Genomic DNA, 26,215 nt, shown 5'->3' with positions numbered 1-26,215 from the left:
TGCAGGTGATGGCGCGTCAGCATGCGTCCACTGTCGCGACATTCTCACGCTGAGTGAACGCTCGGGGCGTATCACTACCGAAGGTCAGACCGGCCGGGAGTGATACGCCGCGTATCACTCAGCGCAGGATCGTGGAGGTTCCCAGGATCGTGGAGAGCTTGCGCAGCTTGGCGGTGGTGGCACTGCCTTCGCCGGCGCGCTGCGCGATGACACCGGGCAGGGCCTGGTGGCGGGCCCACCCGGGAGCGGCGGAGCAGACCTCCAGCAGGGTGTCGAGCGCGGTGTCTGACTGCCGGGTGTCCACCTGGGCGAGTGCAACATCCAGCATCAGTCGGTTGCGCGCGGAGGGGGTCAGCGTGCTGGTGTCGCCGATCGACGAGAACAGTCCGAGCGCCTTGCCCGGCCGGCCGGTGGAGACGGTAATGCCGATCGCCTGCGCGGTGACCGTGGTCGGTCCGAACGCCGTACCGTTGACCGTCACGTCCCGGCCCATCCGAGCCGCGACCGCGTGGGCCTGGGACAGCAGGTCATCCGCTGCCTCGACACTTCCGGCCCGGGCCGCCACCACGGCCGCGAACGTCACGTGCCAGCCGTAAGTGGCGAGCAGGACCGGGTCACGGTCGCCATAGCGCGGTTCGATCGCCTCGTACGACAGGCGAGCGGTCTCGGCGGCCTGGTCGAGCCGGGAGTCCCGCAGGTAGATCCAGGAGCGGCCGGAGGCGACCATCGCGGCGCGCATCGCATCGCCGCCTCGCTCCGCCTGCGCCTGTGCGTGCCCGATCGCCGCGTACGCGAGATCGCGGGCACCGAACTGGTTCGCCACATACGCGGCCAGCCGGTAGGCGTCGGCCAGCACGCCGGCTGCCGCGCACTCCTGCCCGGAAGGTGTGTTCCGCTGCGCGGCGGCCGCCTCCCGCAGTGCCGGCGCGACCAGGACGCCCGCGCGCAGGAAGTCCCCGGCCCGGTAGGTCTCCCACGCTGTCCGAAGCGCGGCGGCCAGTTCGGCCGTCGTCGGCGGCCGAACATCGGTGCCGACGCCGGCGGCGGTGTCGTGCACCGCGCGCGACAGCACCCGCACCATCGCCCGGTCCGAGCCGTGCATCGCACGCCGCGGAGCCTGCTGACCGAGAATCACCGACACGTCCGCATGGAGGGCGTCCGAGATCCGCAACAGCGTCTGCAGGCTGACCCCGAGGTCCCGTTCGGCCTTGCGGATCGTCGCCACCGACAGACCGGTGGCCTCCGCCAGCTGCTCCTGCGTCACATCAGGCCCACGGAGGATCTTGATGCGCTCGCCCGTGGTGTAGTCACTCCACTGCGTCATGCCGGCTCCGCCTTCCGAACGCTCGCCTGTACTCCGGACGGTACCCGCCCCAACGGGCGGGCGGACATGGAAAGTCAAGGAGACCACCTTGGTCAGCCCCGGCGCAGCAGCGCGGGGCTAGTCGTCCTCAGTGGCGCCTGCAAGGAGACCGGCGTGCTGCAGCTGCACGAGCTTGAGTGCCGCGTCGGTGTCGTCCAGCGAGGTGGACAGGAGCTCGGCATGTTCGGCGGTCGACTTCTGCAGAGCGGCGAAGCGCCGGTAGAGCTTGTCCGCCTCATCCGGCCAGCCGCTACGGTGGGCGACGGCGATGTCCTGGGCGAGCTTGCAGGAAGTGCGCCACGCGGGCTGTTCAGCTCATTGGTGTAGCGCCCCCCACCGTGACGCCTGGTTCGATCGGCTGCGAGCGCAGAGGTACTGGGCAGGCGCCAGCCGAGCCGTGCGCCGAGCGGCTGGCGCGTGCTGGCGGCGGCACCCCTGCGCCTGCCGACGGGCGAGGCTGCGGCACACTCTTCTGCCGCCCGATGGGATTGACGCTCTGGATTCCACCGATCTCACAGTATTGATTGTGCTACGTTCCGTAAGCTAACCGACCATTGATGACCCCGGCGGTGCGCCAACACCCCGGGGTCCGGCACCAGGAGCGAAACCTCCGATGCAGGTTCATCGTAGCGCGCACGCGCGCGACTTCACCGTGTTGCCCAACGCAGCTCTTCAGGACCGTCGTCTGTCTTCACCGCTCGCGGCCTCCTTGCCGATCTGTTGTCCCGGCCGAACCGGTGGCGTGAGGACGCCCGGCACATGGCCGACACCAGCACGCAGAGCCGTGCGGCCGTCCGAAAGGCCCTCAGGGAGCTGACGGAGGCCGGTTACTACCGGGTGGAGAAGGTCCGGATGCCCGACGGCACCATCCGCTCGGAGGCGCACGTGTACGACACGCCGCAGGCGGCAGGGTCGGCGGCGACGCGGTGGCCCGTTGAAACGAGAAGTACAAAGGCCAAGCCGGATGCGCCCCGTCCGGCGCCCGGTGAGGCGGACTTCGCTGCGGCTGGCGTCCCTGAAGTAAAGAACCCGGTCAAAGAACCCGCCCTCCCCGGCGGCGTGCAGGACGAGCGCGGCGGCGCAGGAGAACGGGCGCGGCGCGCTGATGCGCGGGTGCCAGCCGACGTGGACGGGCGGGTTCGCGAGGCGGCGGTCGAGCTGCATTGCGTGCTCGCAGCCGAGCCCAGGCTTCGACTCGGTTCGGTGGAGGCGCTGCAGCTTGCGCCCCTGGTGGCCAGGTGGCTGGGGGCCGGCTGCGGTCGGGCCGAGCTCGCGGCGGCGCTGTTGCCGGGGCTACCTCGGACCATCCACTCGCCTGTGGCGATTCTCCGGGATCGGCTGATGCGGAAGATGCCGGTGACGGTTGCCGGTGACCGTTCCGCCGAACGGCTGGGGGAGTGCCCGAAGTGTGCTTGTCCGAGCCGCGGTTCACGTCTCTGCGGGACGTGCCGGGGAGTACCGGCGGCACCCGGGGGCCTCACCATCGGCAGGGGCGAGGCGGCCACGGCGTCGGGTGCGGCCCGGGCACGTGCGGCGATGAGAGGAGCTCGGGAACTCGCGGACGCCAGGCGCTGCCACTGACAACGCCAGCGGTCAGGGCACCCCCGGCGTGGTTGCGGCGATGGATTCCCGACTGGTCACGACTGCAATGTCGGGTCCGCGGCTGGGAGGGCGAGCTTGCCGAGGACCAGTTCCTTCTGGATGTCCTCGGGCGAGCGGGCGAAGGGCTATCGGTATCGGTTGCGTGCACGCTCGGTGCCATGGACATCGGCAATCTCGCGACGCATGGCACGAGCGCGTTCCTTGAAGTCGCGCGGTTCGTCGGGTTTCTGCGGGGGCGTGAGAACACTTCGGGCCCGTGCTGCCGATGCGCGTACCCGTTGTGTGTCGAGTGCGGGGTCGCCTGTGAACGCGAGTGTCTGGCGGCGATCGGCGTCGAGGCGGGCCCGGGGAAGACGAATCCCCTCCGCCGCAGCCGCCTGCCCGATCGCGGTGTCCGCGTCGGCTGAGGCCGTGCGGGCCGCGTTGTAGGCGTTGACGACAGGGACGATCTGCTCGGCCGCCGTTGCGTACCACCTGGTCCACCCTCTGGCCATCTGTGCGGCCAGGGTGTCGCCGTGCGGGTTGTACGACGGATCAGAGCTGAGGAGCACACCTCCGCGCACCATGGATGTGGTGATCTGTGGGAAGTGTTCAGCCAGTACCTCGCCGCTCGCTGCGACCGCTCGAACCGCGCTGAGAAGGTCGACCACCGAATCGGGCCCCTGAACGATCTGGTCGGTGTCGCGGGTGGGACGCCTGAACCCGTCCAGCGGAGTCCATCCGGAGGTGAAGAGCGTCCGACCGAGCCGCACTGCGATGAACTCTGCCTCGCGGAGGACCGGAGGCGAGGTGCCGGTGGGGATGGAGGCAAATGTGTCGTGCCAGACAGTGCCAACCGAACGCCAAGCCAAGCTGGAGGTTCGCAGCCGGGCCGCTGCCTCTACATAGCCGCCTGCTGAGGTCGCGTCGGACGTAATGGCATCCAGCGAATGCTCGATCAGCCTGGCACCGAGGAGCTGGGACCTGGAGATGTGATTGGCCATACTGCGGAGCTCGACGACGCTGAGGTCGGGCATCCGTTGTGCCTGCTGCCTGACCACCTGGGCCGCGAGCCACTCGGAACTGGTGACGACTGCACGGTGGGCGCTTTCCATGGACTCACCGGGTTGTACGGGGACGGGCGGGCCGGAAGGCGCGAGCGGCAGCTCGCCGATGCTTGACCCTGCCATTGCCGCAGGTGGCCATGCGAAGGAGAACCGGTTGTTGATGCTGGTTGCGGTCAGCTCCAGCTGGCCGGCCAGCACGTTGACACGCGTGCTGAGCGGCGCGCGATCCCTGGAGTAACGGCGGACCGGTGGCGACAGCCTGGCGAGGTGCATGGCGGTGAACCCGGCCATGCTTGCCGTAGCAGCAGCTTCCGCGAGGATCTCGTAGGCGGCGGCCGGTGAGTCGAGATACGCGGCGTACTGGCTGCGCGGCTGGCCGCTCGGTGCGTGATGGCTCGCGAGGACGTCGCCCCCGAGGGAGAGCATTCGTGCGGTGTCGGCGAGCCGGCTTGCCACAGGATCGGGCGCTGGCGGTGAGACGGCCGCTGCGCGCCGTAGCTCTCGGTTCAGCGACTCCAGGCCGAGCTCGAGGCTGGCGAGCTCGTCGCCGGCCACTGCGCCGGCATCTGCGACAAGGGGGCCGAAGCGCCTGACGACAGGCTGCAGGCGGCCACACACATCGGCCAGAGCCTCAGCTCGGGCTGCGTGCTCACCCTCGGAACAACGGTCTTTCGTCGCCGACAGACCGCTGAGAATCACCTGGAGTTCGTCGGCGGCGGTTCCGGTGAACTCACCCCAGGACGGTTCGGTCATGACGGCTGGCGACCGTCGGGGGCGGCGGCGTTGCGAAGCGCAATCGCAACCTTCCTCACGCACACCGCCGCTTTGTACCGGTCGTGAACCGTCCTGGGTACCGTGGCTTCGCGGCCGAGGTCAGCCAACTGATCTGCGGCCGCGTCCAGGCGCAGTGCGAGTGAATCGACTGCCGGAGTGGCGATGTCCGGGGGCCAAGCGTCGGGCACGGTTTCCGGGAGCGGAAGAAGACCGTCGGCAGAGGCGATGTGGATGGCAGCGGTGAGCGCGGAGAGCTCGTCGTACCGGTCGTCGGTCTCGGCGGCGCTGGCGATGGCCTCCGCGGTCTGTGCGGCCTTCTGCAGCAGCACTGATGTGTTTCGCTCGATGGTCTGGATCGTGGTGATGTCAGACATGGAGTCCTCCGTGAGGTCGCTGGTGCCGGTGCGGTACGTTCAGGGTTGCTCCGGGCGGAGCGCTGGGCCGCAGACTCGAGCTGTGGAGAAGGTCTCTGTCGCCGAACCTTTGTCGCGATGGCAGGGCGCCCGAGAGGCTGACCGCCTTCGAGCCTGACGCCGAGAACTGCTTCGGCTGGGAGACTCACAGACTCGAGCCTGAGGCCGTTCGACGAAGACAGTCTTGTGGAAAAGTCCGTTTCCGCGTGATTCGCTATCACCCGATCGAGTGGGTGACATCCGGGGCGCTGTTCTGGGCACTCGCCGAGAGGATGTGCGGGCTCGCAAGGAGGACTCACGATGAGCGGTTCGACACGGGCTTCGAAGCCGAAGGTGCTGGACCTCGAGGGCGCTCAATGGCTTGCTGCGCCCGGTGCGGAGGATGGCCCGCAGGTGGCCTTCGTGGGTGACTTCATCGCACTGCGCAGCGGTGCTGACTTGGACTCACCTGCCCTGATATTCGATCAGGACGAATGGCAGGCCTTTCGGCGGGGGGCAGCGCGCGGTGAGTTCAGCGACCTCCGCTGAGCGGAGCAGCGGAGTGGCTGTTGGGTGGCCGGCCCGGCGCCGTAACAGAGCTGGACCGGCCGGTCGGGTATGGGTCAGCCGACCACCGGGACGAGCGTGTCGCTTCCGACGGCGGTGGTGAACGCCGAGAACTTCGGGCCGGCGAAGACAAGGGCCGGACCGTGCGGGTCCTTGCTGTCGCGCGTCACGATCACGCCGTCCGCAAGGGCACCGCACTCCACGCAGTCATCGTTCGGATTGCTGTCGGTCGACTTGCGCCATGCCACAGGTAGGTCGGAGGCAATGAGGTATGCGGACGTCATGTGAGCTGCTCTCTCTTCTCGTTGATGAGGTCCACCGACTTGGTGGGATCGACGGCCGTCGCCATGATCTCGTTGAATGCCGAGCGGTAGATGTCCACGTGCTCGGGTTCCTCCACCCAGTTGCTGCTGAGCATCCCGCTGAGGAGGACGAGATCGAGATCGCGATGCCGGAACTCGAGCAACGCGAACGCACCGGTCATGCCGGCGTGCGGAGGCGCTGCGGTCGGCATCACCTGGACAGTGACGTTCGGCAGGGCGCTGAACTGAAGGAGCTTGTCGAGCTGATCGCGCATCACCCCATCGGGAACGTCGATGGTCAGAGCGGACTCGTGGATGACCGCCCACAGGCTGAGCGGTGCCTCTGAGCGAGTCAGTACGGCTTGCCGGTTGATCCGTACCTCGACCTGTTCCTCGACACTCGCGCGCTTGAGCACTCCACTGGAGATGATCGCCTGCGCGTATTGGCGGGTCTGCAAGAGCCCTGGGATGTAGGCCGACTGGTAGGTCTTGTGGCCGACGGCCGTCTCCTCCAGGCGAATGAGGTCGGTGTAGAGCGGGTTGAGCTGTTCGTAGCTCGCTACCCAGCCAGGGCGGCGCTTGTCTCGCAGGGTGTCGAGCAGGACCGACGCGAGGTCCCGGTCGCACTCGTAGTACTCCAGGAGCAGGGCGACGACCTCCGGCTTCAGCTGAACCCGGGCGTTCTCGTATCTCGACAGCTTCACCAGGTTGAGGCTGGGGACCGCTGCTACAACCTCCTCCGCCGAGAGCCGCTTGGACTCGCGGAGCTTCTTGAGCTCGGCGGCGATCCGCCGCATCCGCACCTCGGGAACTGCAGCTGCCATCTCGATCTACCCCTCCTGGCCTGTCCGTGCCCAGTGTGCACGGCCCACAGAGCCGCTCGCCACCACTGTCGCAGTTCGAAGCCCACCGCCTAGCCCCCAGAAATGAAAGTTTTCATATTTGGGTGACATGCCTTGCGCTAACGCTTCGTCAGGAGTCATGCTCGTTAGGTAACGGAGAGCGTTCGCCTGGTAACACTGGGCGCTGGCTCGGTTCTTTGCGTGGTCGCGTCCTTCCCTGGGGTATCCCGGGTGGGCCGGCTCGCCAGAGGTCTGCCTTAGGGCCAGCCGCCTCCGTCGGCATCGCTCCCTTGCACCGCCAGGAGGTATCCGTCATGCCTACGTTCCGAATCCGCCTGATGTCGTCCGAGTCCGCCGTCCCCGTCGCACGCAAGCGACTGCTCAGGCAGCTCGAGTTGTGGTGCGGGCCGCTGCGCGACTCCGACACCGAGGTGATGGAGCTGCTCACCTCGGAGCTGGTGACCAACGCGGTCCGGTACGGGCGGACCACCGTGGTGGCGCTCCACGTGACGGTCACGCCCGCGAACACCGTTGTCGTCGGGGTCGTCGACCGGAACCCGCAGGTGCCGCAGAGCAGGAAGGCGGACGACGACGCCGAGGCGGGACGGGGACTCTTCCTGGTGGAGGCGCTCGCCGAGCGGTTTGGTATGCAGGCCACGGCGGAAGGGAAGACCGCCTGGTTCGAGCGGACGTTGGAGACGCCGATCCCGGCGTCCTTGTGGGAGTCGCCGGCCGTCGTCACCGCAGTCGACGACAGTCCGCAGTGCCGACGAGCCCTGCTCGACGCGCGGGTCCGTGCCCAAGTCCCGCGGCCCCGCGTCGGAGTCCTTCGCCTGCCTCGGCTTGTACGGCCGTTCGGTGTCGCCGGGGTGGCCGACTACGGGACCCCCTTCGGGCGCCGCCTGCGACGACCGGGCTCGTCGGAGTGACCGTTCGGGGCTGAGGCCTGGCAGCCTGTCGGGCTGCCAGGCCCGGATGGACCGTCGCTGCTTCCGTGAAGGCCATGCCACCGCCGCGACCCTTGCGGCGGAAGTGCAGCCCGATCGGAGGCCGCCGGGCTCCCGGCGGCCCGAGCTCGGTCCGTCCCCCACCTCGCGGGTCTCGTCGATCGGCCCGAGGAAACCAGCCCAGGACGGTCGCCACTCCGGTGCGCGTGCAAACCGCGACCGCAGCTGGCGTCGATGTACAGAACGACCGGATAACTTGCACGCCTTGTAGCAGATATTAGACCGGTCGGACGTGGACGGCGTGAGCTCGGCCCTCCAATTGGAAGCTGAGGGACAACTGGCCGTCGCGGTCGAGGAACGTCTTCACCCGCTCCGCAGAACCCTCGCCGAAGAAGTAGCGGTAGGCCTCGTACTGCGTCCATCCCAACGGGAGAACCCGCAGAGCCGCCCAGAGCGCCGAGAGGGCTTCTGGGAGTCGGGAGAAGGTGGCGGGCTCAGTGATGCCCTCGATTTCGACCTGGTACTGGCGTGTGTTCCGGTCGGTGACCATGTCCGAGGGCGTCATTGCACACCGCCGACGGACAGGCGCTCAGTGCACCCCGTTTGGTGGTAGTGCCACGTGCCTTCGCTGGCGCTCGCCTGGGTGAAAGGGCCAGCCGGGTACAGCGGAGATGTGGTGTTGCCAGCCCCGCGACGAAGGAAGGCCGGGCTGGCGTCCTCCGCACGCAGGTCAGCGCTGTCCCGAATCGTGTTTGCTGTCACGTGGAGAACGATTCCGCGCCGGAATCCCGCAAAGTGACACAACGTGTGTCACTCTGCCTCAGATGGCCTTGGCCCATCGAGCGAAGGCCAGCAACTCGGAATTGCGGCCGCGATCGAGGCGGACGAGCGTCGCCAGCTCGGCGCGAACCTGGCCGTGTTCTCGGACGTGCTGTGGAGCGATCTGCCGTGCAACTTGCAGAGATTCGCGTGCGCGCTGAGGCTGTCCAAGAGCCATATGTGCCCGTCCCAGGTCGATGTAGTAGTGCGAGCGTCGCTCGGCGGGGAGGTCGCCCGGAGGCGACCAGCGAGTAGCCTCCGCCACGGCTGACCCGAGGTTGTGAAGGTCATTCAGCTCGACGGCCACCGCCAGGCAATGGATCCGTACGGAGTCGGGGCCCACCGCAGTGCCGTCGTACAGCCGCTCCGGCACGATTCGCGCAAGGCGTTCGGCTTCGGCGAGATGGTGCCGTGCGTTGTCTGCATCCCGCATTCGGCCGGCCACGACTGCAGCTCGCATGTGGAGGGCGGCCGCTGCGGCGGTCAGGCGGACAGTGCGTGGTGCCGGGAGTCTGTCGGCAGCGGCCTGGAGCGAGCGCAGGCCGCCGCCGAGCCGGTTGCTTGCGAAGAAGGTCTCGGTGCGTACGTAAGCCGCGGCGGCATCGAGGGCGGCGTCCTCAGCGATGGCGGAGGCCCAGCGCATCAACTCGACCAGCCTCGCTGACAGGTCTCGGTAGCCGTACTTGTAGGCGACGGCGTCGGCTGAGCGGATTGCCAACGCGAGAAGGTGGGACGCACGTTGCCGGTCATGGCCGACGGACTGGTCGACGGCTCGGAAGAGCTCCTCGAGCAGCGCGGGGGCCCGCTCGGCGAGCCGTCCGTATCGCGAGTTGACCCGGTCGTCGGTCATGGCCGCCACGTCACGGGCGATAGCGTCCAGGCCCCGGGTCGGGCCGTCCGCGGGGAGGTCGTAGTCCGCGATGGCCGCCTGGAGCGCGGGGATCGCCACATGCACGCGGGAGTCGGTGCGTCCCGGCCCGCCGACCAGCTCGTCCGCTGTGGTCCGCAGCGCCTGGGCGAGCGCGTCAAGGACGGCGTCACTCGGCGTCCGGGTGCCGGCCTCCACCTGGCGGATCATGCTGATGGAAACCCCGGACGCGGCGCAGAGCTGGGGCCTGGTCATGTTGGCCACCGCGCGCGCTGTGGCTACCCGGTACCCGAGCAGGGAAGCGCTGGGCATAGAAGGACTCCGTTCTGTGCGACCGCTGGAAACGCTCTACAACTGCGGTGCTGAAAGCGCTTCGTGGCTCGATCTCCGGCGGTTCATCAGTTCTGTCCGACGAGGAGTTCAGCGAGCTCGGTCAGGGAGTCGACCGTCCAGTCGGCGCCGGTCGCCTCTGCCATGAGCCCGATCGGGCCCCGGCGAAGGTGAGCGGTGCGAAGGCGGGCGGCACGGGCGGGCACGATGTCGTTGGCCGGGTGGTCGCCGACATAGACGATCTGGTCACGGCGACCTGGAGCCCACGCGGCAACGCGATCGAAGAACTCGATTGCGGGCTTGGCGACTCCCCACTCTGCAGACGTGGCGATGGCGTCAGCAGGAAGGCTCAGGCCTTGGAGAAGGCCAGCGACGACGGCGTTCTGATTGCCGGCGACGCCGACCCACACACCGGCGGCACGGAAACGCTGAAGCGCCGAGCGGACGTCGGGGTAGAGGTCGTCCTCCTCAAGTTGCTCCCCCTGCCCGGCAGCTTGCCGCGCGCGCCACTCGGCGCCCACGTCACACCCGGGCTTGACGATCCGGATCGCGTCGGCGTTGTCCCGGCCCCCGGCGACGACGGCTCCGACCAGCGCGGACATAGTGTGCTGCGGGACTCCGAGCCACCGGGCCCAGTCCGCCCAGTAACGGGTGTCGCTGGTCAGAGTCTCGCCGATGTCGAACACCACGGATCGAATCACGGGCCTGAGCCTACCCAGTGTGCTCGTATCGGGACCGTGGGGAGCGCCAGGGAGTGACCGAGCCTGCGGTATCTCGGCGTTGGCCCGCGTATCGGATGTGGCGAACCCGGCGGGGCATTCGCCTATGTGGTGGGCGGGCGGACTGCTCCGGTCGGCCACAGGATGTGGACGGGCACGGCGAGGTTCCTGGCGTAGTCGACGACGTCGGCGGTGCCGCCGTATCCGCGGGCCGGAAGTCCGTCCCAGACTGCGAGGATCTCGTCGGAGAGGCCTACGAGGATCTCGCTTCCGGCCATGTGGGCTTCTGAGGTCGATGCGGTCAGCCCGGTCTCGTGGACGTCCGAAGCCGCCTGCAGGAGGCGGTCGTAATCGGCGTGGTGCCAGTCCGGAAGTCCTGCGCGGTAGTCCTGGGCCGGGACGACTGCCTCGATCCTGCCCCCGCGGTCCAGCACCGCGTCGGCCCACCAGGTGTCGGGGCCGTCGGCGAGGCAGGTAACGGCCGTGAGGTCGGCTGGGATGTAGTCCGCGGCTGTCCGCTGCAGCAGCTCGCGGACGGTCTCGGCGATTGGCCCGGTGAGGCCGCGATGACCGGTGATTCCCACTCGCATGGGGCTGTTCCTTTCTAGAGGTGCACGTTGTGGAGCAGGTCGTCGAACGCGCCAACCGCTCGCGGAACGCTCCTGGAGTTGTGGAGTCGACGCACGGCTCGGCCGCGTTCGACGATCCGTCCGGAGCGAAACTTCACCCCGATGCGGACTGCCTGGCCCGCCATCGCCCAGCCGGACTCGGGGCGGCCGGAGGCGATATGGCTGGCGGCGAGGTCGAGGAGGGCCAGAGCACGCTGCTTCTCGTTGGGGATGGCCAGCACGACGTGTTCCTCGGCTGTGGCCCAGTCGGGTCGGCCGAGTCGGGCGGCGCACGTCAGCCGATGCGCGGCGACCTTGGTCTCGTCGAAGCTGAAGACCCACGGCCATGGCGGAGGGGTCTCCTTGGGTGAACGGCGGGCTGCGGCGAGCGCAGTTGCGAGCGTACGGTCACAGGCCCGCGCGTCACCGCTGACGGCATGGGCCAGTGCCTCGGTTGCCAGGAGCCATGCATCGGCGACATCCGGCGTGTCGTCAGCGAGACGCCGGCGCGCGTCGGCGACGTGGTTGAGCGCGACGTGCGGGTTGCCCGCGTGTGCCTCGAACTGGGCCAGTGTCCCGGCCTGATAGGCGACCAGGAGCGGGTTGCCGCTCGCCTTTGCCGCCCGTACTGCCTGGCCGTACCAGGTGCGGGCCGAGCCGAGGTCGGCCATGTCCCAGGCGAGCCACCCCGCGAAGGACGCGGCCTCGCTCGCAGCCTCGGCGAGCCGCTGCCGAGGTGCGCCGGAGCCTGCGGACGAGGCGATCGTCTGGATGAGGCGGAGGTGTCCGTGCACGGATTCGGAGAGGTCACGGGACGGGGTGCCGGCATCCAACCGACGGCTGGCGCTGGTGATCACGCGAAGGGCCGCGACCTGTTGGCCGAGTCCGTCCTCTCGCTCGGGAAAGCCAGCGAGGGGGGTTGTGGCGGCTGCCGCGGCGCTTCGAAGGAAGGCACGGCGATTCACGTCGGCTGCCCCGTTCGGGTGTGCCGAGTGGCTCTCCGCGAGGCCGACGAGGTGTAGCGGGACGCCGAGGAAAGCGGCTGCCGCCCGGAGTAGATCCATCTGGTACGGACCGCGACCTCGCTGCTCGAGCTGCCGTGAGATCCGGCTCTGGTGCACGCCGCACGCCTGAGCGAGCTGACGCTGAGTGACACCCTGTGCATGCCGCGCCTCCCTGACCACCTTGCCGTAGTTCCCGGCCCGGGCTGCCTCTCGGGCCGCCGCTGTCGCCTGCCACATGACCTTCCCCTCCTCGGCTTCAAAGCTACGAGGCGAGCGGTCCCATCACGGGTCGGATATGTGATTCCCGCATCGGCTGATGCGAATTCAGCATCCACGATGGTGACTCGTTCGTAGTCGCGCGTTCACTCAGGGTAAGAGCTTCGCCCGTTAGGGCTTGATCCGGCTTCAGCCGGCCTCGCTCCTGTGCACAACCTGGAGGTATCCGTCGTGCCTACGTTCCGAATCCGTCTGATGGCGGCCGAATCCGCCGTCCCCGTCGCCCGCAAGCGCGTCATCAAGCAGCTCACGCTGTGGTGCGGGCCGCTGAGGGACTCCGACACCGAGATCCTGGCGTTGCTCACCTCCGAGCTGGTGACCAACGCCGTGCGGTACGGGCGCACCACCGTCGTGGGGCTACGCGTGACGGTCACGCCCGCGAACACGGTGGTCGTCGGAGTCGACGACCGCAACCCGCAGGTGCCGACGCGGAAGGACGCGGCAGCCGACGCCGAGGACGGGCGGGGCCTGTTCCTGGTGGAGGCCCTCGCGGACCGAACCGGTGTCCAGGCGACGTCCGACGGCAAGACCACGTGGTTCGAGCGAACGCTCGAGACACCGGTGCTGGCATCCCTGTGGGAGTCTCCCGCGGTCGTCACGGCGGTGGACGACAGTCCGCACTGCCGGCGGGCGCTGCTCGACGCGCGTGTCCGAGCGCAGGTTCCGCAGCCGCGCATCGGGATCCTGCGGCTGCCGCGATTGGCCCGACCGTTCGGCGTGGCCGGCGTGCACGAGGGCGGGAACCGCGTCGACCGCCACCCCTGGCGCCCGGGCCCGTCGGACTGACCGTTCGACCTGCAGCCGGGCAGCTCGTCGGGCTGCCCGGCCAGGACGGACCGTTGCCTCTCCCGGTGAAAGCCATGCCACCGCCCATGAGCAGTGCGGCGGAAGTGCAGCTCAACGGGAGGCCGTCGCTACCGGCGACCCAAGCGCGTTCCGTCCGTGGACATCTTCGATGACTCGAAGCAGGACGTGCGTCCGCCGATCGAGGAGAGACGAGCCGCGTCGACGGCCAGCGCCTGCCTCTGGAAGTCATCAGCGGCGGCGGCCTTGAGCGCGGTCCGTCCCGTAGACCTCGGCGATCTCACGACGTAGGGCGCGCGTCCGTTCCTTGAAGTCTCTCGGACCGTCGGGAGTTTGGGCCGGAGTGAGGACACTGCGAGCGCGTGCCGCTGAGGCCCGTACGCGTTGATTGTCGAGGTCGGGATCGCCAGTGAACGCCAATGCCCGGCGGCGGTCGGCGTCGAGACGAGCGCGGGGAATCGGATTCCCGGTTCCCGCGGCAGACCAGGAGAGTTGGGCATCTGCGTCTGCTGAGGCCGTGCGGGCCGCGTTGTACGCGGCAAAGACCGGGTTGAGCTGGTCGACCGTCGCTGCGTACCAGCGGGTCCACCCCTTGGTCATCTGTGCGGCCAAGGTGTCGCCCCGTGGATTGAAGGCAGGATCGGAGCTGAGCAGGATTCCACGGTTCGCCATGGATGCCACAATTCGGGGGACGTGCTCCGCCAGCACCTCGCTGCTGGCCGCGATGGTCCGCACTGTGTTGAGCAGGTCGGTGACAGTGCTCGGTCCTGCTGTGATCTGGTCGGCCGGTCTGACAGGCCTGTTGAATCCGTCGCGAGGGGTCCAGCCCTGAGCGAAGAGCATGCGGCCGAGGCGGACGGTCATGAACTCTGCTTCACGCAGGGCAACAGGCCGCGCGCCGACAGGCGCGGAGCGGAGACCGGAATGCCAGGACTCGGCTGCGGTGCGCCATGCCCGGCTCGAAGTCCGAAGAGCGGACGCTGCTTCCGCGTAGGGGCGTGCTTCCGTTGATCCGTCTGCTGTGGCGTCCCATGTGTGCTCGATCAGCCGGGCGCTCAACAGGTGGCTGGCTGCCTGGAAATGGGCGAGGTCTCTGATCTCGCCCACGGTGAGGTCCGGTACGGATTGCGCCTGCTGTCTGACGGCGTGGGCCGCGAGCCACTCACAGCTCGCCGCGACCGCGTGCAGTGCAACGTCCCTGGACTCCCCCGGTAGGACAGAGCTCGGTGGCTGGGAGGGAGCCAGAGGAAGCTCTGCGACACCGGGGCCAGCCAACGCCACTGGCGGCCATGCGAAGGAGAAACGGCTGTTGATGCTTGTTGCCGCGAGCTCCAGTTGTCCTGCCAGGACGTTGACGCGTGAGCTGAGCGGCGCCCGGTCACGGGAGTAGCGGCGGACAGGCGGTGAGAGCCTGGCGAGGTGCATAGCCGCGAACCCGGCCATGCTCGCCAGTCCCGCGGTCTCTGCGAGGATCTCGTAGGCGGCGGTTGGCGAGTCGAGGTACGCGGCGTACTGGGTCAGTGGTTGGCCCGTCGGTGCATGGTGGCTGGACAGGATGTCGCGGCCGAACGACAGTATCTGTGCCGTGTCCGTAAGCCGGAGTGCGAGCCCGTCGACCTCCGGTTGGAAAAACGTTGCAGTCCGGGTCAGTTCAGCATTGAGCTTCTCGAGGCTCTGCTGAAGACGGCCGAGCTCCTCATCGCTCGTCAACCTGGCGTCTACAGCCAGCGGTCCGAAACGTGCGATGCTCGGCTGGAGCTGCCGGCAAACCCCCGCTAAAGCGTCGGCCCGGGCCGCGTGGACACCCTCGGAGCTGCGTTCCGCGGTCGTGGCGAGTTCGCCGAGGGCCTGCTGAAGGTGGTCGGTGGCGAGCCCGGTGAAGTGGCCCCAGGTCGGAGCGGATGTCACGGTGCCGTCCGCTCCACCGGCCCTACCGCGTTGCGGAGAGCGATCGCAGCGTTCCTGAGATTGAGCGCCGCTGCATGCCGGTTGTAGACCTCCTCGGGCAGGGTGGCTTCGCGGCCGAGCTGAGCGAGCTCCTCGGCTGCCTTGTCGAGGCGGACCGCGAGGGCGTGGACACCGGCGACATCAACAACTGGCGGCAGTGACGTGTCGGGGGTGGACTCACGAAGCGGCAGATGGTCCTGGGCGCGAGTCGCGTACAGGCTTGCGGTGATCGCTGCGAGCTCGTCGTAGCTGGCGTCCGTCTCAGCCAATGTGGCCAGGGCTGAAGCAGTCCGCGCGGCCTCGAACAAGGAAGCTGACGTGCTGTTCTCGATGGACTGGGCGGTCGTGAGAGGTGTCATGGAAGTCTCCTCAGATCAGTAGGTGCCGCGTATCCAGTGCAACACCTGCCAGCCACGTCGCGTCACCGGACGTCACTCACATGTGGACAACTTGGGCTTGGGATCACTCGATCGGATGGCCACGAAGCAGCGTTGGCGTCGCTGCAGGGAGTCAGCCCGTCGACTGCGGCAAGGTGGTGAAGGTCATCGAAGGGGAGCGGCATGACTTTCAGCGCGATCGGAGTAGAACTGAGCGGGCGATGGCGCGCGGAGCTGCCGTCGGCGTATGCGTCGCAGATCGAGCGGGTGCGACTTGCTGTTGCCGATGGCGACTTCGCGCTCGCGGTGACTCTGGCTGATGAACTACAGCAACGGGCCGCTGCTGAAAGCGGCGCCCTGCACCCGGATGCGCTAAATGCGCAGGAACTGCGGGCCCATGTGAGCTTCTGCTGCGGTGACTTCGCGACAGCGGCGGATATCTACTCGGCGAGCGCGATTGCGTGGGCTGCGCAGGGGCTCGGAGGCGAGACCGTGGCCGCGCGCAATGCGGAGCACTGCCGCTGGAGGGCAGAGGCGGCCGGGGCGGTGCCGGGATCTCCGCTGGCGAGGTCTGTCGGAGGTCGGTGGTGGTACGGCGGGTCGCTCCCGGCAGGGTCGGTGCGCAGCGCCCGCCGGGGCGGTGGCGCGCTGGTGCTCGCGTGTGCCGGGATTCTCGCGGGATTTGCCTTCGGCAGCTCGCCACCGGGCGCGGAGCTGCGAGCCGGGTCGATCAGTGGGGTGGCCGCTTCGGCGGGACCGGTCGCTCCCGTGTTGGTGGAGGCGCTGGACAGGATCCCGGAGCCCAGCGCACCTCCGGTCGCTGACGTGGCCGGCCCGACAGCCGCTGCGACGCAGGCGCCGGAGCCGCGTAGCGAACCTGTTGCCGTTGAGGGTGAGGAGGCTGAGCCCGCCAGTGGGTCGGTGAGTCCGTCCCGGAAGCCAGGGCGCGCTGGTACGTCGACGCTGGCTCGCCCGCGCGACCAGCGTCCGGCCGGTGTGGGCCCGTCGGCGGGTCCTGCGCTGGGGCAGGACTTCGGTGCGCCGCGCTTCTCCAAGGAGTTGTCGGCCGTCTGTGCTGCGGGTCGTGAGCACGGTCGGCTTCCCGAGGTCGTCGAGCAGATGTGTCGGAGAGTTCCCGGCCGTTGAGCGCCCGGTGCGGGACTGCGGTGGACGAGCTTGTCAGGGCTCGAGGTGCCAGTCGCTGGGGACTCGGCCGGGGAGCCGGTGGGCGATGTGGTGTTCGCCCTTGGTACAGCCGGCGAACGGGCCGCGGGGGCCGCGGAGTTCGTTCATGCAGGGGCGGTAGTGGTCGCGGTGCCAGGTGCTGGGGCCGGTGTAGCCGCAGGATGCCGGGTCGGTGAGTTCCTGCCATGCGAGCCAGAGGGCGTGGAGGTGGGCGACGGCGTCCTCGTGTTCGACCCAGCGATGGCACCAGCGGGCGTCGGCGGACGGTTCGCCGAGGTAGCCGGGCACGAGGACACCTTCGACCCACTCGGCGAGCACGCGCAGTTCGGCGTCGCGGTCGGGGGTGTCGAGGAGCAGGATGAACGGCGGGTAGCGCCAGGCGCGGTCGTCGTCGGTTTCGCGCTGCTGAGGCAGAACGGCGGCGGGGCTGCTGAAGGCCTCTTGCAGGGATGCCAGCTGGGCGGTGAGGGACCGTACCTGTGCCTTGAGGTCTTCGACGTCTTCCTCGAGGGCGGCCGGGACGAGGGACGGAGGTAGGTCCTCGGGCCGGTGGCCGGTGTCAGCCACGGCGGGCCGCCTTTCGCTGCTGGTACGCGGTGACCGCGCGCTTGGTGATGGCGGCTTCCTCGGCGGCCATCTCGGGGCCGATATGGGTCATGGTCGGTTCCTCGTACCAGGGGCGCAGTGCGATCTGGGCGACGGGCATGCCGGTGGCGAGGAGGAGTCCGGTGCCGCGTCGCATGGCGCGGATCTGGGCGGGTTCGAGGATCTGTTCGCGGTGCTCGCTGACGGAGTAGGAGCCGCCGTCGCGGCTCTTGGAGTGGGAGCCGCGGGTGATGTCGTGGTTGCCGATGAGGGTGGCGATGTCGGAGACGAAACGCGGGTCGTCGAGGCCGACGCCGACGATCTTCTTGGTTGCGGCGCCCCACAGGGCGTCCATGCCGACTTCGCCCCAGGCCTGCACGCCTTGGCGGTAGGACTGGAGAATCGTGTAGGGGGTGATGCCGCGGGATCCGAGGTGGCTGTAGAGGTCGGGCAGGTCGGCGATCTTGCAGATGTTCGCGGCTTCGTCGAGGATCGCGCGCATCGGTTCGGGGAGCCGGCCGCCGTGGCGTTCGCCAGTCTCGGCGGCCGCGGTGAAGACGGCGTCGGCGATCGCCGCGACGACGGCGGACGCTGCGCCGCCCTTCTTGCTGAGCAGGTAGAGGGTGCCCTTGCTGAGGGCGAAGTCCTCGGGCTTGAACTGGTCGCGGTGGGGGTCGGGCATAACCCAGGCGAGGACCTTCTCGTCGCGCAGCGCGGAGACGGCGGTGCGGGCGTTCTGATAGATGCCGCTCTGCGTCTCCTCGGCGATGTTCACGCTCGACTCGACCTGCTCGGCGAGGACCGGCTCGTGCTCGTACAGGACACGCAACGGCGCCTTCTCGTTCGGGTCGGCGAGCCACCCGAGCACGTCGCGGACGGTGGCGCCGCTCCACCAGGCGGCGCGGAAGTAGCCGACCAGGACGTCGGATGCGCCCTGCGCCCAGAACGGGTCGGCGGCGTCGCTGCGAACCTGGTTGACGAAGTGGCTGGCGAGGCGTTCGGCACGGTCGAGGGTCTCGGCCTCGGCGACCATGTCCCACCACCAGGTGCGCTCGATCTGCGCCACTCCCTGGGTGTCGAGGGCCCAGGTCTGTCCGACGCGGCGCCTGGTGGCGATGGTGGCGGCGTAGACGTCGGGCTTGTTGCTGGTGAGGAGCAGCGCGGCCGGAGCCTCCTGGGCGATCGGGATGGCGAGTGCGGTGGACTTGCCGGCGCGGGGTGCCATGAGCGCGAGGTAGGTGTCCTCGTCGGAGCCGCGCAGTTCGACGCCGGTCGGCAGGTGGTCGCCGAGGAGTACGCCGCGGTCGGCGGGCGGGACGGTTTTCGGCGGGACGCCGCGCAGTGAGGTGCGCAGCCGGGTGGCTGTGCGGGCGGCGGGCCGGGGGGTGAGGTCGCGGACCTGGTGGAGGGTGGCGAGGTGGGAGGCGGTGTGGAACCAGCGGAGCGCGGCGCGGATCCCGAGCGTGATGCCGACGGCGGAGGCCGCGTCGACGAGTGCCGCGCCGATGGCGCTGGCGGTGGGGGAGTGGGGCCAGACTGCGGACCAGTCGCGGACCATGTCGACGACGGTGACGGGGCTGAGCGGGGGAGCGCCGTGCCCGGTGGTCAGGGCACCGAGGGCCGCGCCGGCCCAGGTGGCGGCGGCCAGGACGACGGCGCCGCCGAGGATGATGCCGCCGGCCATCCACTGCCGGTCGTTCTCCGTCATCATCGGCCGGCGGCCTCGTGCTCGAGCGTGTTCCGGTCGGTGTGGTAGAGCCTGCGCTCGGTCGCGGTGAGGCTCATCGCGGCGGCCACGCCGGGCCGGTTGCCCAGTTTGATCAGGTACTTGCCGCGCCCCGGGTGGACCTGGTCGCTGGTGTCGAGGCCGGTGCTGGTGGCGGACGACCACGAGCTGATCATCATGCGTTCCTGTTCGGTGAGCGCCCGCTTGCCGGTCACCCGCTGGAGCTCCTCCTCGGTGGAGGCGCCGATCACCCACGTGTCGCAACGGTCCATCAGACCGCGAGCTTTGGCCCGGTCCTCCTCCGTGGGAAGGGACTCCGGATCGAGCAGGGAGTGCGTGACGTACACGGCGACGTCGTCGGTTGTGCGATTCAGACGGCTGATGGAGTCCATGGCGTCGACCAGACCGGGGCCGGAGCGAAGGGCACGCCACATCTCGTCCATCGGCAGGACCAGCTTGCGGTTCATCAGGCCGATGCTGCGGGCGCTGTCGATGGAGGAGTAGGTGTAGGCCCAGGTGGCGATCATCCCGGCGCTGACCACGTCGTTGCCACGGGCGCGCAGCGCCGAGATGTCGACCGAGACGGCGGGCGCGTCCAGGTCCAGCGGCACACTGGTCGGGCCGTCGAACATGCCCTTGAGCGGCCCGTCGCACAGGTTGTCCAGGCCTGCGATGACCGACCGGGTCAGAGCGAGGTACGCGTCGCCGGCCGCGGCGAGCTTGGCGCGCAGCGGCTCCGGCGCCTGCCGCAGCACGGCGATCACGTCCGGAATGATCGGGTCCGCGCCCGGCACGGCGTCTGCGGCGAGCTGGACCGCGGTGTTCAGCGCGGACCGCTCGATCTCGTTCGGCGCCCGGCCGAGCCCGTTGCGAGTGGAGAGCAGCGCACCCAGCGTCTCCAGACGACGGCCGGTCAGCACATCCAGCAGCGCACTGCGCTCGGTGCCCGGCAGGGACGAAAGCCTGGTCTTCAAAGGCCCCGAGTCGAGCGGATTGATACGGCCCAGGCCGTCGCCGATCCGCACCACGCTGCCGCCGAGCTCGCGCACCAGAGTGCTGTACTCGCCCTTCACGTCCGCCGGCACGCACATCAGATGGCCGTACGAGACGTACACCAGGCAGATCCGCTTCACCAGAGCCGACTTGCCGGCACCCGGCTGCGACATCACCCACACACCCGGATTGGTCGTCAGCCGACCCGTCCAGCCCGACGGGTCGATGCACACCAGCTCACCCGTCAGCACATCCCGGCCCACCGGGACACCGTGCGGCGGCAGCCCCGTACCGAGCAGGAACGGGTACAGCCCGCCGACCTGCGTCGTCGGCCCCGTGTGGACAGTGCCCGCATCCTCGACCACCGCGCGGCCACCGAAACGGCCGCCCCAACCCAGCCGGCCCGCGAACACCCGCCGCCGCCGCGAGACGAGTCGAGAGGGCGGGCGGACCACCTCGTCCGGGCGCTGCGCAGCCTCTGACCGGCGTGGTGCCAGCGCCTTCACGTCGATCCCCATACCCGCCGTCACCTGACCAGAGGGTTGTAGCCGACCGGAAGGCCCGCCGCGAACACCGACGCCTGCGCGCCATAAGCTGGCCGCATCCTGATGCCCCGAGTCGCCTTCACCGCACGGTGCAGATCCTGCCGCGCAGCCGGCAGATCCGCGGCCGAGAAGGCCGTCGTGGTCACCATCAGCGTCCAATCGACCACCTGCGCGCCGCTTGCCGCCTGTACCGCGGCCTGCTCCGCACGCTGGTGATCGGCCCGCTGACTCCACCGCGCCCGACCCCGCATTTGCGCCGTCGCCGTCGCCCGCTGCTCCGCGTTGGAGATCTCCCGCTCCAGGACCGCCTCACCCTCGTACGGATCCAGCACCCGGTACGCGAGCGTGATCCGGCGCTGGAACCGGCCGGGAGACAGCAACGGCAGCAGCACGCTGTACGGGATCGGCCGGCGAGGCATCTCCCGCAGCACCCAGGACACCGATACCGCCCCGTCGTGCACGTACTCCTCCCAGCCGTCGTCCGCCGCGACCGGCCCGCACTCACCCCACTGCAGCTCCTGGAACTCCTCCTCCCGGGCATTGAAGCAACCCGGATCGAACGCCGACCGCACGATCCGCCGAAGATCCACATCCGTAGCCCGACGGAACACATCCGTGCCGGTGCCGCTCAGATCCAGCGTGTCCACCACCCGCAGCGCCTCCGCCACCTTCTCTGCCAGGTCCGTCGGCGGGATCGCGGTCGCCATCGGGTCCACCGTCACGCTCATCCACGGCGTCACCGACGCTGTGGCCCGCGGGGTCGTGCGGACCAGTTCGTCGATCGTGTCCCGGGCGAGCTGCGGCGCCTCCGGGCGGCGGCGCAGCCTCACGTCGTCACCCAGTGCCTCACCCGCACCCGGCGTGATCTGGATCGTCACGGACGCGCCCTTGATCTGCTCGTCAGTGCTCATCGCATCCAGTACGGCGCTCCACGTCCGAATGTTGCCGCGGACCGTGTTCGTCGGCGCCATCAGGCTCCCGCCCGGCGCGAGCAACGTCGTCAGCGTCATCCGATCCGTCGCCCGATCGTGCACCACCCCCACCGAGCGACCCGTCGTCGGATCATGCGCAGCAATCAACGCCGACGGCGCACCCACCCCCGGCAAGTCCAACGCAAACGGATGAGGCAGCAGCACCTGCCGAAACGACGTCACCTCCGCACGCGACGCCCGACGCCACGCCAACTGCGCCCAGAAATACGACAACGCCGGCATCCCATGACGCCGCGCCGCCGCCAACGCAGCCACCGCCAACGTCACCGGAACCGTCACCAGCAACGTGCCCGGATGAACGACACCGAGAAGCCCGTCCGCCGTCAACGCGATCGCCACCGCGAACGTCGCATTCCTCGACATCGACCCCAGCCCGAAGCTGCGCCGCGCACGGAACCCCTCGACCCGCAGCACGTCCGGCACCTCATGAATCGTCACGAGCGCTCCCCGCCCTTCCCGAACTCGTCCGCGGCCCGCTGGACCGTGTTGTTCACGCCGTCCAAGACCTTGATCGCCAGCCCGGCCCCTCCCGGTGCCCCGCCTCCCGGAGCGGCACCGGGCTGCGGGCTGCTCGAGCCGTCGGCTCCGGAGACCTGACCGGGGATCACAGCCGACTGCGCCGCCCCCGTCCGGGCCGCCTGAGCGACAGCATCCCCACCGTCACCCGAACGGTCCCCGGAACCCATCGAACGCTCCACGTGGCGAGCATGCTCGACCGCCGTAGCCGGCTCGCCACCGCCAGCCGCGGCCCCATCGCCCACCCCGCCACGCCGCTGCTCAACGAACCCCACAACCGACGCCACGGCGCCAGCTGCGCCGCCGATTGCCATACCCGAACCGACCTCCGCCCCGAGCGGAGCGAAGATCCGGGTGAGCGGCGCCGGCGCGAGGACCGCAAGCACCAGCGTCGCCGCGCCCCGCAGCCACTCCGTGAACGTGGCGGCCTTGCCGAACTCGGTGAACCCCACGCACAGGATCACGGCCACGATCGGCTTGTAGGCGATGCACACCAGGATCGACGTGATCAGCCTCGGCGCCCACCGACGAGTCGCCTCACCGCCCGTCCTGCCAGCACCCGCGATCGGCAGGAGCAGACACTGGATCGGGATCGCGGACTTCCGCAGGTAGATCAGCAGCAGCTGGACCGCCCCGATCAGCAACAGCACCAACAGGTTCGCAGCGACGATTGCCGGGTTGCCCGTTGCCACCACGATCGGGAACATCACGGCGATGATGCGGTCGTACGCGGCCGCGTTGTCGCCGAAGGACACACTGACCACACCGGCCGTGAACTCGTCGCCCGCCTGCAGCAGCAGCGCGACGGCCGACAGCCCGAACACACAGAGCAGCGAGTTCTCAGCCCAACCGGCCATCGCCCGACCGAGATACCGCGACTTCCCCGTGATGGCCATCGCGCCCAGCTGCCACATCACACCGAACGTGGAGATCACCAGGCCCAGCCACACCATCATCCCGGCCAGCGTTGCATCCGTCCCGAAGAGCCCGGTGTCCTCGAGCTTCAGCGAGGGATCCTGCAGTGCGAACGTCAGCGCGGTGCGGATCGCCGAACGGGCGAGATCCTCTGCCGACTTGATCCAATCCCCGACCACAGAGTTCCAGACGTTCGCCCACTCCTCCTTCACCGCCTTGTCGGCAGCGGCGCCAGCTTGCCCGCAGTAGTCGGTGCCAGCAGCTGCGTCGACGAAACCCAAGGCAGTCGTGCCGCAACCGAACTCGGTGATTGCGCCAACGATCCCGGTGTCGTCAGCGAGTGCTTGCGGGGCGGCGGCTGTTCCACCGGCTGCGACCGTGAGAGTGAGCAGGAGCACAGCGAGCAGGCGCTTCATGATGCCTGCCTAATGGCCGTCCAGCCCAGGGTATTGAAGGCAGCGTCACCCGGTGCAGCGATTGCAGGCAGGGGCGAGTTCCCGAGCTGCTCCTTGAGGTGCTCTGCGGATGAGATGGAGAACTTCCAATCGCCGTCACGCCACGAGACTCCGAGAGCACCCACCTGGTAGGCGAGGCTCTCGGGCTTGAGCTCGCCTGGCCTGAGTGACAGGCGCGTGACCACGTAGGCAAGAACCTCGTCCGGCGTGGTTTTGATGATCCTGAAGCCAACCATGTCCGCTTGCACGAATACGCCGCTTGGCAGCGGTCCGGTGCTGGGGAGCTCCAATGACTTGCGGTAACCCGCTTCCGCCTGCGCGGCGTTCTGTCGAACCTTGAGTTCTCGATCCGGGGAGCGGTCTGATCGCGGCATGTAAGCGTCGTAGAGGGCCAAGTGTTCATCTGTGAGGCTCCTGGTGCCGGACATCCTGATTGACGATGCCGCGAGGACCATTCCCATGGCACCGTCTGTGGTGGCAGGAAATCCGACCGGGCGCCCGTTGGCGGCTTTGCCGCTGCCTTGCGGAAGTGCTGACCACCTCACGGGCTCCGTCCAGGTGGACGGAATCGTGTACGACTGCATCGGCTTTGGAGAGAGAGACGCCGACACGGCGGGAGGCGGCGCGGTGGCCGCCGGCAGTTGCTCGTCGCTGGTCAGCGCGGAGTACGTGGTCAACACCACGACAGCGGCCAAGACTCCGCCAGCGGTCCACAGGGCCGCAGAGCGTCCCCTCCGCCTCCTCATGTCAGCCCGCAATGCTGTTGAGGATGCTGATCAGCGAGCCGGCGATGAGGATCGCCGCGATGCCGCCGCCCATCCACTTGAAGGGCTCGCTTCCGCCGCCGTGGCGGCTCTTGTCCACGACGGCGAGCTTGTAGAGCCCGAAGCCGGCGGCGGCCACTCCGGTGAGGACGACGAGCCACAGTCCGTAGCCGAAGAGCTGTGAGACGGTGTTCTCGAGGCCCGGGATCTTGGTGGGCTTGGCTTCCGGGATCAGGCTGCCGCTCACGGCGGCAAGGTGTGTCATCAGCACCGGTCAAGGTCCTTCCAGTTGGCGTCGCAGCTGTGCTGCGGCGCGCGCCACGGTCGGGTCGTTGAGGGCGTCCCCGGGGCGCTCGACTGCCCGGAGCGCCGGGAGGTAAGGCAGCGTGATGGTCCCGGCCAGGCGGGAGCTGAGGGCGCGCAACCGGTAGCGGGCTGCGGCTGCTGGCTTGGCGGGGATGTCCGCAAGAAGTACGAGCCACGGGCGGGGCAGGTCGGCAGGCGGCCAGCCGCGCAGGATCGTCTCGACCAGCACTGTGCCGTACACGGTGGTGGGGGAGACCAGTACGGGCTGGAGCCCGAATGGGATTGGCTCTCCCGGGTGAAGTCCGCGAGCGCGGGGCCCGTCACCGTCGGCCGAGTCGAGCATACGCAGCACGGCGGCTGCGCCGATGTCGTACCCGTGGACCGGGATGACTCCGTATCCGCGTCGTGCTGCGCCCTGGTGGTCCTCCGGCCCACCGGCGCCATCTGATGTCGCACCAGAACCTCGTGGCGATACCGCCGTTGTCCGTAGCATCGTCCCTCCCGCGACTACAGAGAGTTGCGTGATCACTCGGCCACGTAGAGTAACAACAGTTGCGATGCGAAGGAAATCCGTTACCGCTCGATCGGGTTGGTGGTCATGTCCCACGGGGGAGTTGTGAAGCGAGCAAGCCTGGCCTGCGCGGGGCTCGCCGCCGCGATTGCTCTGCTGCTCGTTGCCGGTCTCGGAGCGTTGGCCTCAGCGAGTGCTTCCACTCCGGGCGTCCAGGCGCTCGACGGTGTGCCCGCCGCCTACAGGCCCTGGCTTCAGCGCGCGTCGCAAGAGTGCCGGCTTCCTGCGCTGAGCCCGGCGCTGCTCGCGGCCCAGCTCCAGCAGGAGAGCGGGTTCCGAGCCGAGGCGGTCAGTCCGGTCGGGGCGGTGGGCCCGGCGCAGTTCATGCCCGGCACGTGGGCGACCTGGGGCCGGGACGACGATCGCAACGGAGTCGCGTCCCCGCACGACATCGGTGACGCGGTGATGGCCCAGGGCAGGTTCATGTGCAGTCTGCTCGGGCAGGCTGGTGCATCGGGAATCGCCGGAGATCCACGGGCACTGGCACTCGCGGGTTACAACGCCGGCTGGGGCGCGGTCGAGCGCTTCAGCGGCATCCCTCCGTACCCCGAGACACAGCACTACGTGTCGAGCATCCTCGCAAGCATGGCCAGCTTCCAGGGCGGAGCCGTCGCGGGCCACGGAAGCGGAAACTCGGCGGTTCGACGTGCCCTCACGCAACTCGGCGTGCCGTACGCCTATGGCGGCGGCAGCCCGTCCGGGCCCGGAACCGGATTCTGCGCCGACGGCAACGGCTACCTCGACGGTCGGTGCGTTGCCACCACGACACTCGGCTGGGACTGCTCCAGCCTCGTGCAGTACGCCTACTGGCCGACCAGGCGCCTTCCACGCACCGCCGCCGAACAGTACGCGGCCACGGCCGACCGGCCGGTAGCCAAGTCCGAACTCCGTTCAGGCGACCTCCTGTTCTGGAGCCGCGGAGGCGAAGCATCCATCTACCACGTGGCGATCTACGTCGGTGAGGGGCGGATCGTCGAGGCGCCGAAGACGGGCGACGTCGTGAAGGTCGCCGACGCGTCAACCATGCCGGCGGCGGACTACTTCGGTGCGACCCGGCCGTGAACGTCGCGAGCCT

The 26,215-nt window shown here is 69.0% G+C and carries 26 protein-coding genes; 7 read left to right on the top strand and 19 right to left on the bottom strand.

Features of this window, described 5'->3' with window-relative positions; translation table 11 throughout:
• Nucleotides 1-118: 118 nt before the first annotated feature.
• Nucleotides 119-1,402 carry a helix-turn-helix domain-containing protein gene (locus ACGFX4_RS20110; protein ID WP_393075988.1) on the bottom strand — a complete coding sequence of 428 codons (1,284 nt, stop codon included), beginning with the start codon at nucleotides 1,400-1,402 and terminating at the stop codon, nucleotides 119-121.
• A 75-nt stretch (nucleotides 1,403-1,477) separates the two neighbouring features.
• Here ACGFX4_RS20110 and ACGFX4_RS20105 point away from each other — a divergent pair, with 75 nt between their 5' ends.
• On the top strand, nucleotides 1,478-1,690 hold the full coding sequence (locus ACGFX4_RS20105; RefSeq protein ID WP_393075984.1) for a hypothetical protein: 213 nt from the start codon (nucleotides 1,478-1,480) through the stop codon (nucleotides 1,688-1,690).
• A gap of 432 nt (nucleotides 1,691-2,122) precedes the next feature.
• Nucleotides 2,123-2,944 carry a hypothetical protein gene (locus tag ACGFX4_RS20100; protein ID WP_393075981.1) on the top strand — a complete coding sequence of 274 codons (822 nt, stop codon included), beginning with the start codon at nucleotides 2,123-2,125 and terminating at the stop codon, nucleotides 2,942-2,944.
• A 146-nt stretch (nucleotides 2,945-3,090) separates the two neighbouring features.
• On the opposite strand, the gene ACGFX4_RS20095 is transcribed toward ACGFX4_RS20100, so the two are convergent.
• Nucleotides 3,091-4,764, bottom strand: coding sequence for a hypothetical protein (locus tag ACGFX4_RS20095; protein ID WP_393075980.1), 1,674 nt, complete (start codon nucleotides 4,762-4,764; stop codon nucleotides 3,091-3,093).
• The gene (locus ACGFX4_RS20090) at nucleotides 4,761-5,159 is read right to left on the bottom strand and encodes a hypothetical protein (protein WP_393075977.1); all 399 of its coding nucleotides are present in this window, start codon (nucleotides 5,157-5,159) and stop codon (nucleotides 4,761-4,763) included. The genes ACGFX4_RS20095 and ACGFX4_RS20090 overlap by 4 nt, the downstream gene beginning before the upstream one ends.
• Before the next feature lie 339 nt (nucleotides 5,160-5,498).
• Between ACGFX4_RS20090 and ACGFX4_RS20085 the strand changes: the two genes are divergently transcribed.
• The gene (locus ACGFX4_RS20085) at nucleotides 5,499-5,726 is read left to right on the top strand and encodes a DUF397 domain-containing protein (protein ID WP_393075974.1); all 228 of its coding nucleotides are present in this window, start codon (nucleotides 5,499-5,501) and stop codon (nucleotides 5,724-5,726) included.
• A gap of 74 nt (nucleotides 5,727-5,800) precedes the next feature.
• On the opposite strand, the gene ACGFX4_RS20080 is transcribed toward ACGFX4_RS20085, so the two are convergent.
• On the bottom strand, nucleotides 5,801-6,028 hold the full coding sequence (locus ACGFX4_RS20080; RefSeq protein ID WP_393075971.1) for a DUF397 domain-containing protein: 228 nt from the start codon (nucleotides 6,026-6,028) through the stop codon (nucleotides 5,801-5,803).
• The gene (locus tag ACGFX4_RS20075; RefSeq protein WP_393075968.1) at nucleotides 6,025-6,870 is read right to left on the bottom strand and encodes a helix-turn-helix domain-containing protein; all 846 of its coding nucleotides are present in this window, start codon (nucleotides 6,868-6,870) and stop codon (nucleotides 6,025-6,027) included. Before ACGFX4_RS20075 ends, ACGFX4_RS20080 begins: the two co-directional genes overlap by 4 nt.
• Before the next feature lie 332 nt (nucleotides 6,871-7,202).
• Here ACGFX4_RS20075 and ACGFX4_RS20070 point away from each other — a divergent pair, with 332 nt between their 5' ends.
• Nucleotides 7,203-7,817: an ATP-binding protein gene (locus ACGFX4_RS20070; RefSeq protein WP_393075965.1), complete on the top strand. Its 615-nt coding sequence runs from the start codon at nucleotides 7,203-7,205 to the stop codon at nucleotides 7,815-7,817.
• Between the two features lie 295 nt (nucleotides 7,818-8,112).
• On the opposite strand, the gene ACGFX4_RS20065 is transcribed toward ACGFX4_RS20070, so the two are convergent.
• The 5 genes from ACGFX4_RS20065 to ACGFX4_RS20045 all read right to left on the bottom strand — a co-directional run bounded on the left by ACGFX4_RS20065 (nucleotide 8,113) and on the right by ACGFX4_RS20045 (nucleotide 12,420).
• A complete protein-coding gene (locus ACGFX4_RS20065) occupies nucleotides 8,113-8,385 on the bottom strand; it encodes a hypothetical protein (RefSeq protein ID WP_393075963.1) in 273 nt (90 codons plus the stop codon).
• Nucleotides 8,386-8,655: 270 nt separating this feature from the next.
• The gene (locus ACGFX4_RS20060) at nucleotides 8,656-9,834 is read right to left on the bottom strand and encodes a helix-turn-helix domain-containing protein (protein WP_393075960.1); all 1,179 of its coding nucleotides are present in this window, start codon (nucleotides 9,832-9,834) and stop codon (nucleotides 8,656-8,658) included.
• Nucleotides 9,835-9,920: 86 nt separating this feature from the next.
• Complete coding sequence (locus ACGFX4_RS20055) at nucleotides 9,921-10,553, bottom strand: HAD family hydrolase (protein WP_393075957.1); 633 nt, start codon at nucleotides 10,551-10,553, stop codon at nucleotides 9,921-9,923.
• Between the two features lie 122 nt (nucleotides 10,554-10,675).
• On the bottom strand, nucleotides 10,676-11,161 hold the full coding sequence (locus ACGFX4_RS20050; protein WP_393075954.1) for a hypothetical protein: 486 nt from the start codon (nucleotides 11,159-11,161) through the stop codon (nucleotides 10,676-10,678).
• Nucleotides 11,162-11,175: 14 nt separating this feature from the next.
• Complete coding sequence (locus ACGFX4_RS20045; RefSeq protein WP_393075952.1) at nucleotides 11,176-12,420, bottom strand: helix-turn-helix domain-containing protein; 1,245 nt, start codon at nucleotides 12,418-12,420, stop codon at nucleotides 11,176-11,178.
• A 234-nt stretch (nucleotides 12,421-12,654) separates the two neighbouring features.
• Here ACGFX4_RS20045 and ACGFX4_RS20040 point away from each other — a divergent pair, with 234 nt between their 5' ends.
• Nucleotides 12,655-13,245: an ATP-binding protein gene (locus ACGFX4_RS20040; RefSeq protein ID WP_393075950.1), complete on the top strand. Its 591-nt coding sequence runs from the start codon at nucleotides 12,655-12,657 to the stop codon at nucleotides 13,243-13,245.
• Nucleotides 13,246-13,494: 249 nt separating this feature from the next.
• Here the strand turns inward: ACGFX4_RS20040 and ACGFX4_RS20035 are convergent, their stop codons facing one another.
• The gene (locus tag ACGFX4_RS20035) at nucleotides 13,495-15,171 is read right to left on the bottom strand and encodes a hypothetical protein (protein ID WP_393075947.1); all 1,677 of its coding nucleotides are present in this window, start codon (nucleotides 15,169-15,171) and stop codon (nucleotides 13,495-13,497) included.
• The gene (locus ACGFX4_RS20030; protein ID WP_393075944.1) at nucleotides 15,168-15,569 is read right to left on the bottom strand and encodes a hypothetical protein; all 402 of its coding nucleotides are present in this window, start codon (nucleotides 15,567-15,569) and stop codon (nucleotides 15,168-15,170) included. Before ACGFX4_RS20030 ends, ACGFX4_RS20035 begins: the two co-directional genes overlap by 4 nt.
• Nucleotides 15,570-15,770: 201 nt before the next feature.
• Here ACGFX4_RS20030 and ACGFX4_RS20025 point away from each other — a divergent pair, with 201 nt between their 5' ends.
• The gene (locus ACGFX4_RS20025; RefSeq protein ID WP_393075941.1) at nucleotides 15,771-16,733 is read left to right on the top strand and encodes a hypothetical protein; all 963 of its coding nucleotides are present in this window, start codon (nucleotides 15,771-15,773) and stop codon (nucleotides 16,731-16,733) included.
• Nucleotides 16,734-16,766: 33 nt separating this feature from the next.
• On the opposite strand, the gene ACGFX4_RS20020 is transcribed toward ACGFX4_RS20025, so the two are convergent.
• Genes ACGFX4_RS20020 through ACGFX4_RS19990 form a run of 7 tightly spaced genes read right to left on the bottom strand, consistent with a single transcriptional unit; the run spans nucleotide 16,767 to nucleotide 24,510 of the window.
• The gene (locus ACGFX4_RS20020; RefSeq protein WP_393075938.1) at nucleotides 16,767-17,339 is read right to left on the bottom strand and encodes a DUF4913 domain-containing protein; all 573 of its coding nucleotides are present in this window, start codon (nucleotides 17,337-17,339) and stop codon (nucleotides 16,767-16,769) included.
• Entirely contained in the window at nucleotides 17,332-19,068 is a 1,737-nt protein-coding gene (locus ACGFX4_RS20015) for a type IV secretory system conjugative DNA transfer family protein (RefSeq protein WP_393075935.1), read from the bottom strand. Before ACGFX4_RS20015 ends, ACGFX4_RS20020 begins: the two co-directional genes overlap by 8 nt.
• Nucleotides 19,065-20,594 carry an ATP-binding protein gene (locus ACGFX4_RS20010; RefSeq protein WP_393076058.1) on the bottom strand — a complete coding sequence of 510 codons (1,530 nt, stop codon included), beginning with the start codon at nucleotides 20,592-20,594 and terminating at the stop codon, nucleotides 19,065-19,067. Before ACGFX4_RS20010 ends, ACGFX4_RS20015 begins: the two co-directional genes overlap by 4 nt.
• An 8-nt stretch (nucleotides 20,595-20,602) precedes the next feature.
• Entirely contained in the window at nucleotides 20,603-22,051 is a 1,449-nt protein-coding gene (locus ACGFX4_RS20005) for an SCO6880 family protein (RefSeq protein ID WP_393075933.1), read from the bottom strand.
• On the bottom strand, nucleotides 22,048-23,460 hold the full coding sequence (locus tag ACGFX4_RS20000) for a hypothetical protein (protein WP_393075930.1): 1,413 nt from the start codon (nucleotides 23,458-23,460) through the stop codon (nucleotides 22,048-22,050). The genes ACGFX4_RS20005 and ACGFX4_RS20000 overlap by 4 nt, the downstream gene beginning before the upstream one ends.
• Entirely contained in the window at nucleotides 23,457-24,194 is a 738-nt protein-coding gene (locus ACGFX4_RS19995; RefSeq protein WP_393075928.1) for a hypothetical protein, read from the bottom strand. The genes ACGFX4_RS20000 and ACGFX4_RS19995 overlap by 4 nt, the downstream gene beginning before the upstream one ends.
• Nucleotides 24,195-24,246: 52 nt before the next feature.
• A complete protein-coding gene (locus ACGFX4_RS19990) occupies nucleotides 24,247-24,510 on the bottom strand; it encodes a hypothetical protein (protein WP_393075925.1) in 264 nt (87 codons plus the stop codon).
• A gap of 675 nt (nucleotides 24,511-25,185) precedes the next feature.
• Here ACGFX4_RS19990 and ACGFX4_RS19985 point away from each other — a divergent pair.
• Entirely contained in the window at nucleotides 25,186-26,202 is a 1,017-nt protein-coding gene (locus ACGFX4_RS19985; RefSeq protein ID WP_393075923.1) for an NlpC/P60 family protein, read from the top strand.
• Nucleotides 26,203-26,215 lie beyond the last annotated feature (13 nt).

The sequence above is a fragment of the Kitasatospora sp. NPDC048365 genome (assembly GCF_043200835.1).
Lineage (GTDB): Bacteria > Actinomycetota > Actinomycetes > Streptomycetales > Streptomycetaceae > Kitasatospora > Kitasatospora terrestris.
Note: the sequence above shows the minus strand (reverse complement) of the source record. Positions and strands in the feature narration are given on the sequence as shown.